Below are 7010 nucleotides of genomic sequence, written 5' to 3' on the forward strand. Positions count from 1 at the left end.
AGGAAACGACCATGATTTTGCACGGAAACCTGATGGCCGCCGCGCGCGCGCTGCTGGCGATCCCCCGCCCCGCCACGCCGGGGCTGATGGCGCATCTGCCCGAGACGGGCGGCCTGCTGACCCTTGCGCTTGGCGATCCGCTGGGCGGGGGGGCGGTGCTGGACCTTGCCCCCCCGCTGGCGGTGCTGCACCTGCACGGGGACCGGCGCACCGACCTGACGCCCGGGCTGACGGCGGATCTGCTGCAGGGCGCGGGCAATGCCGCCCGTGCCTGGCAGACCCGGGTCGATCTGTCGGCGCCGGGGCTGCACCGGATCCACGCCGAGGCCCCGGCCGGGCGCGATCCCGAAGGCCGCGGGCTGGTGCAGCATGCGGCCGCGTGCTTCGTCTTGCGCGGCGCCGCGCCCGCCGCGCCGGACCCGCTCGGCCTTGCCGTCGAGATCCTGCCCGACCTGCTGGCGCCGGAATTTCTGCCCGGGATGCGGTTTTCGGCGCGGGTGCTGGCGCAGGGGCGGCCGCTGCGGGCGACGACGGTGCATCTGGAACGGATCGGGGCGGAGCCGGTCGGCGGGCAGGTGCGGGCGGTGCCGGGCCTTGGCGCGCCGCTCTGGATCGTCGCCGAAACCGACCGCGAGGGCCGGTTCCGGGTCTCGCTGCCGGCGCCCGGGCTTTGGGCGATCACCGCGACGGGGCCGATCGGCTGGTCCGGGCTGCGGCCGGTGCGACATGTCACCACGCTTTGGCAGCGCTTCGGCACGCGTGCCGGGGGTGCCGGAAATGACGCCGAACCCCTTGCAACGGCTTGGAAAACCGCCGCCGCCCCGACCCCTCCTTGCGACGCCGCCGTGCCGGGGGAGGCGCCCCCGGCGCTGGCGCCCGAACCGCGGTCGCGGGAAAGCACCGCTTGACCTGCGGGGGGATTTCGTCTTGGTTGTGCCCCGTCCAAGTTCCGGCCTGCGGGTCGGATTGAAAGGGAACACGGAACGGCCGCAGCGCCCAGACCGTGGCTGCCCCCGCAACTGTGAGCGGCGAGCGACGTCGAACTGCCACTGGGCCCGCCCGGGAAGGCCGACCGAGCGATGACCCGTGAGCCAGGAGACCTGCTTGGACGATCACCCTTTCCGGGCGCGAGGGGCGCCACGGGAGCGGTCTGTCCGCAGAGGTGAACTGTCGCCGTCTGCGGAAAGCCCTTGCTTTTCCGCGACTTCTCTCATGCCGGGCCGTTTGGCCCGAACGGAAAAGGTCTGTCCGATGCCGCGTCTTTCGCGTCTTGCCCTTGTTTCTGCCGCTCTTGCCGCGGCCGCCGTCCCCGCGCTGGCGCAGGAGGACGAGGTCACCAACCTCGACGCCATCTCCGTCGCGGCCTCCGCGGAGCCGGTCAAGCTCAGCCGCACCGGCGCGACCGTCACCGTCGTCACCGCCGAAGAGATCGAAAAGGCGCCGCTCGGCTTTGGCCAGTATCTCTCGACGCTGCCCGGCATCACCCTGAGCGCGAATGGCGGGCTTGGCACCCAGACCTCGCTGCGGGTGCGCGGCCTGCCCGCCTATTACCTTGGCACCCGGATCGACGGGATCAACGTCACCGATGCCGCGAACCCGCAGGTGTCCTATTCCTTCGGCGGGCTGACCACCGCGGGCCTGTCGCGCATCGAGGTGCTGCGCGGCGCGCAATCGGCGCTTTACGGCTCGGAGGCGGTGGCGGGGGTGATCGACATCACCAGCTGGCGGCCCGAAACCGAGGGCGCCTCGGGGCAGGTCGCGCTTGAGGCGGGGACGCGCGACACCCACAGCGGCAGCGCCTCGGTCGGGCTGAAGACGGAGCGGACCGAACTGGCGCTGACCGCCAGCCGCACCGTGACCGATGGCATCTCGGCCTATGCGCAGGGCACCGAGAAGGACGGGTTCAACGGCACGCAGATCAACGCCAATGCCCGCCATGCGCTGACCGAAAACCTGACGATCGGGGCGGCGGCGCTCGTGCAAGATACGTCTGTCGCCTTTGACAACACCGGCGCCGATGCCGACAACCGGGCCGACAGCCGCCTGCGCGGCGGGCGGGTGTTTGCGCAATTCGACACCGGCGCGGTCTGGCACGAGCTGTCGCTGGCCCGCGCCCGCACCGAACGCGATGTCCGCGAATACGGCAGCGACACCCATTTCCTTTCCGACCGTGACACCCTTGCCTATGCCGGTCGCTGGGCGGCGCGGGACACGCTGTCGCTGAACTGGGGCCTTGAACATGGACAGGACGATTTCTCGGTCGCCTCGTCCTGGTCCACCACGGCGAACGGCATCCGCACCACCGCCGCCTTTGCCGAGGCGCTTTGGGCGCCGCGCGCCGATCTGGACCTGTCCTTCGCGCTGCGCCACGACGATCACACCCTTTTTGGCGGCCATGACAGCGGCCGTCTGGCGCTGGCCTGGCGCCCGGAGGCCGACTGGGTCCTGCGCGCCGTCGCCGCCACCGGCTTCCGCGCGCCCTCGCCCTATGAACTCTGGAGCAGCTACGGCAAGCCGACCTTCCAGCCCGAAACCAGCCGCAGCTACGAGATCGGCGCCGAGCGGCTGCTTGCGGGCGGCTCGATCTCGGCGACGCTGTTTGAAACCCGGGTCGAGGATCAGATCACCTTCGACAGCAACACCTTTACCTATGTGCAGCAGGCCGGGACCACGAAAAGCCAGGGGATCGAGCTGGCGGGCAAGGCGGCGATCGGGGCGAACTGGTCGCTGTTTGGCGCCTATGCCTATACCGATGTGACGGTGCGGCAGGGCACGGCCGAACGGCGGGGCGCAAGGGCGCCGCGGCACAATCTGACGCTTGGGGTCGATGGCCGGATCGGCGCGCGGCTCGACGCCCGGTTCAGCGTCACCCATGTGGCCGGTCTGTGGGATGAATATGTGGATTATTCCAGCTTCCCCTATGCGACGATGCAGCAGAAGATGTCCGATTACACGGTGGCGACGCTGTCGATGTCCTACGCGCTGACCGAGACCGCCGCGGCCACCCTGCGGGTCGAAAACCTGTTCGACGAAAGCTATCAGACCGCGCGGAATTTCGGTCAGCCGGGACGGACGCTTTATGTCGGGGTCCGCACCAAATTCTGACGGCGCCGCGCCGGGGGGCAAGACCCTCCGGCGCGTTTTGGAAGGGAATGACATGACGGCTCACGCAGACCCTTCGCCGATCCCGCCGCCCGCCCGGCGGCCCCGGCGTCTTTGGCCCGCGGCGCTGGCGCTGCTTTCGGCGCTGGCCCTGCCGGGGCCGGGGCTGGCCGGGCCCGCGCGCGTCGTCTCGATCAACCTGTGCACCGATCAGCTGGCGATGATGCTGGCCGCGCCGGGGCAGCTTGTGTCGATCACCCATCTGGCCCGCGATCCTGCCGCCTCGGTGATGGCCGAGGCCGCTAAGGCCTATCCCACGAACCGCGGTCAGGCCGAGGAGGTCTATCTGCTGCATCCCGATCTGGTGCTGGCCGGGCGCTATACCGCGCAGCCCACCGTGGCGATGCTGCGCCGGCTGGGCATTCCCGTGGCGGTCTTCGAGCCCGCCGACAGCTTTGCCGACATGCAGGCCGACATCGCCCGGATGGGCAGCCTGCTCGGCCGCGAACCCGAGGCTGCCGCGATGGCCGGGGCTTTCGCCGCAAGGCTGGCGCGGATCCGCGCCGCGACCGTTCCCGGGCCGCGGCCGCTCGCCGCCACCTGGTCGGCGCGCGGCTACATGTCGGGCCATGAAAGCCTTGCCGGAGAGATCCTGACCACCGCCGGGTTTGACACGCTCGCCGCGCGGATGGGGCGGGCGCAGGGCAGCACCCTGCCGCTCGAGGCGCTGGTGCTGGCCGATCCCGATCTGGTGGTGACCGGGCGGATCGGCCCCGGGTCGTCGCGCGCCGAGGAACCGCTGACCCATCCGGCGCTCGGCGCGCTGACCGGCCGCCGTGCCGCCGTGGAAGACCGCGACTGGATCTGCGGCCTGCCCTCGGTTCTCGATGCCACCGACCGGCTCAAGGATATGAAATGACGGAAAGATCCTTGCACATCGGGCTTGGGCTGGCGCTGGTCGCGCTGTTTGTCGCCTCGCTGCTGACCGGGGTGGCCGAGGTGGCGCCGCTGACCGCGCTCAAGGCGCTGGTCACCGGGGGCGAGGGGCCGCTGGGCCTCGTGATGCGCGACATCCGGCTGCCGCGGGCGATCCTGGCCGTGCTGGTGGGGGCAAGCCTTGGGCTGTCGGGCGCGGCGATGCAGGGGCTGTTGCGCAACCCGATGGCGGAACCCGGGGTGATCGGCATTTCCGCCGCGGCGGCGTTGGGGGCGGTGATCGCGCTGCAGACCGGGCTTGCCGCCAGCTTTGCCCTGGCCCTGCCGCTGGCGGCGCTGCTGGGCGCGCTGATCGGCGTGGGGGCGATCCTGTTTCTGGCCGGGCGCGGCGGCACGCTGGCGCTGATCCTGGCGGGGATCGCGCTTTCGGCGCTGGCCTCGGCGCTGACCTCGCTGGTGCTCAACCTCTCGCCCAATCCCTTTGCCGCGCAGGATATCGTGTTCTGGATGATGGGGTCGCTGGCCGATTGTTCCTTTACCCATGTCGCGATCGCCGCGCCGTTCATGGCGGTCGGCGGCCTGTTGCTGGCCCGGTCCGGCCGCGGCCTTGACGCGCTGACGCTGGGCGAGGAGGCCGCCGCCTCGATGGGCACCGATCTGACCCGGCTGCGGCTGGCGGTGATCCTTGGCACGGCGGCCTCGGTGGGGGCGGCGACGGCGGTGGCGGGGACGGTGGGCTTCGTCGGCCTTGTCGTGCCGCATCTGCTGCGCCCGCTCGTCGGCGCCAGCCCGGCGCGGCTTTTGCCCGCGGCGGCTTTGGGCGGCGCGGTGCTGGTGCTGATCGCCGATATCGCGGTGCGCAAGGTGCTGCCGGGGCAGGATCTGAAACTGGGCGTGCTGATGGCGCTGGTCGGCGCGCCGGTGTTCCTGAACCTGATCTGGCGGATGCGAGGTCAGCCATGAGCCTGATGGAACTGGACAATCTGGCGGTGCGGCGGGGCGGGCGGGTGACCTTGCATCCGGCCAGCCTGCGCGTCGAGGCGGGCGAGTTCATCGGCCTGATCGGCCCGAACGGCGCGGGGAAATCGACGCTGCTGCGCGCCGCGCTGGGGCTGATCGCGGCGCAGGGCCGGTCGTCGCTGGCGCAGCTTTCGCCGCGGGCCCGGGCCCGTCTGGCCGCCTGGCTGCCGCAGCAGCGCGAAATCGCCTGGGGGCTGCGCGTCGCGGCGCTGGTGGCGCTGGCGCAGGACGGGCGCGAGGACGCGCCGCAGGTCGCGGCGGCGCTGGCCCGGATGGATGTGGCGACGCTGGCGCAGCGCCCGGCCACGGCGCTGTCGGGCGGCGAACAGGCGCGGGTGCTGATTGCGCGGGCGCTGGCGCAGGATACGGCGCTGCTTTTGGCCGACGAGCCGATCGCGGGCCTTGATCCGGCGCATCAGATCGCCTGCATGGCGCTTTTCGCCAGCCTTGCCGCCGAGGGCCGCACGGTGATCGCCGCGCTGCATGATCTCGGTCTTGCCGCGCGGCATTGCACCCGGCTTCTGGTGCTGCATCAGGGTCGGATCGTCGCCGACGGCCCGCCGCGCGCCGTGCTGACCCCGGAGCTTTTGCGCGAGGTCTTCGCCATCCGCTGCCATCTGGCCGAGGCCGAGGGCGGGCTGATCGTGCAGCCGCTGGGCGGGGTCGCGCGATGACGCCGCTGCCGCTGCAGCTCGATCCGCCGTGGCTGGTCGTCGATCTGGGCGCCGCCCTGCGGGTCCTGTCCTTCGCGCCGCACCGCCCGGGTCTGGTCACCGCCCGGCAGATCGTCTGGCGCGAGGTGCGCAACGCCGATCTGCCGCCGGGGCTTGCGGTCGGGCCGTGGTTTGCCGCCGAACTGGCCGGGCGCGGGCTGGGGGATGCGGTGGCGATGCTGACCTCGCGCGATATCCGCCGGGTCAGCCGCGCCAGCTGCACCGTGGCGGACTGGACGGTGGAGGCGCTGGCGACGGTGGGGCTGGGCAATGCGGAAGCGGTGGGGCGGCGGCTGGCCCCGCGCGACCCCGAGGCCGCAGGCTATGGCACGATCAACCTGGCGCTGCGGATCGCGGCCGCCCGGCCCGGTCATGGTCTGTCGGTGGCCGCGCAGATCGAGGCGCTGAGCCTTGCGGCGCAGGCCCGCACGGCGGCGGTGCTGGCACTGGGGCTTGATCTGCCCACGGGCCGCGCCACCGGCACCGGCACCGATTGCATCGCCATCGCCGCAAGCCCGGGCCGCGAAGCCCATGCCGGGCTGCACACCGCGCTTGGCGAGGCGATCGGCCGCGCCGTTCTGGAGGCGGTGGGGCAGGGGGGCCGGGACTGGATGCAGGAAAGGCGAGAGCCCCGCGCCGGTCTGGGGCCGCTGAAATAGTCGGTCTCGACCGCGGATGCAGACAGGAGCCCCCCACGGGGAAGGGGGCTCACGATGCGGGGCACGGACGAGACGAGCGGGGCGCGTTTCCGCTCTGTTGACCTCGAGGACCGGATCCCGGTCAAGCCTCCCCGCGCAAGATCCGGCAGGTGGTCAATGACGCGCTCGCCAGCCTCGACCCGATGTCGACGGGCTTCACAAGAAATCGCCCGGCCCTCCGCCAGCGACCGCCGCGCCACCCGCCACGACGGCGACGCCCTCTCGTTGAAACATCGAACGCGGATCGACTTGCGTCGGGACAACGATCCCCGGGATCGTTGTCTGATCCTGCTCGCTTTCGGCTGGGCCTAAACGGTCGGAGGGGTGGACTTGCCCGGCCTTTGTGGAGCGCGTTTCGCTCACGTCCCGGGCCGTTCGTTCAAAGGCGATGGGGCTTTGGAAGCCGCGTGATGAGGGCCGCCTGACGGGGTGTAGAACCCGTCGATGTCTTTGGAGACGGCGTTTCGGCCTGCTGGCGGGATTGCCAGGCGACCGGCCAGATCCGCTCCGATTTGATGGTCTTGACGAAGGTTGCCACCCT

At 71.5% G+C, this 7010-nt stretch carries 6 protein-coding genes, 1 pseudogene and 1 riboswitch; all 7 genes and pseudogenes read left to right on the forward strand.

Annotated elements, in window-relative coordinates; translation table 11 throughout:
• Nucleotides 1-11: 11 nt before the first annotated feature.
• Entirely contained in the window at nt 12-908 is an 897-nt protein-coding gene (locus FBT96_RS08345) for a DUF4198 domain-containing protein (protein ID WP_136905849.1), read from the forward strand.
• Between the two features lie 19 nt (nt 909-927).
• Nucleotides 928-1122, forward strand: a riboswitch (cobalamin riboswitch).
• 129 nt (nt 1123-1251) lie between these two features.
• Nucleotides 1252-3105: a TonB-dependent receptor plug domain-containing protein gene (locus tag FBT96_RS08350; protein ID WP_169583319.1), complete on the forward strand. Its 1854-nt coding sequence runs from the start codon at nt 1252-1254 to the stop codon at nt 3103-3105.
• 52 nt (nt 3106-3157) lie between these two features.
• Nucleotides 3158-4021 carry an ABC transporter substrate-binding protein gene (locus tag FBT96_RS08355; protein ID WP_136905851.1) on the forward strand — a complete coding sequence of 288 codons (864 nt, stop codon included), beginning with the start codon at nt 3158-3160 and terminating at the stop codon, nt 4019-4021.
• Complete coding sequence (locus tag FBT96_RS08360) at nt 4018-5001, forward strand: FecCD family ABC transporter permease (RefSeq protein WP_136905852.1); 984 nt, start codon at nt 4018-4020, stop codon at nt 4999-5001. The genes FBT96_RS08355 and FBT96_RS08360 overlap by 4 nt, the downstream gene beginning before the upstream one ends.
• A complete protein-coding gene (locus FBT96_RS08365; RefSeq protein ID WP_136905853.1) occupies nt 4998-5732 on the forward strand; it encodes an ABC transporter ATP-binding protein in 735 nt (244 codons plus the stop codon). Before FBT96_RS08360 ends, FBT96_RS08365 begins: the two co-directional genes overlap by 4 nt.
• Complete coding sequence (locus FBT96_RS08370; RefSeq protein ID WP_136905854.1) at nt 5729-6430, forward strand: adenosylcobinamide amidohydrolase; 702 nt, start codon at nt 5729-5731, stop codon at nt 6428-6430. The genes FBT96_RS08365 and FBT96_RS08370 overlap by 4 nt, the downstream gene beginning before the upstream one ends.
• 54 nt (nt 6431-6484) lie before the next feature.
• Nucleotides 6485-6609, forward strand: a pseudogene (locus FBT96_RS08375) (IS5/IS1182 family transposase); the annotation flags it as partial.
• Nucleotides 6610-7010 lie beyond the last annotated feature (401 nt).

The sequence above is a fragment of the Rhodobacter capsulatus genome, from assembly GCF_005144475.1.
GTDB classification, from domain to species: domain Bacteria; phylum Pseudomonadota; class Alphaproteobacteria; order Rhodobacterales; family Rhodobacteraceae; genus Rhodobacter; species Rhodobacter capsulatus_C.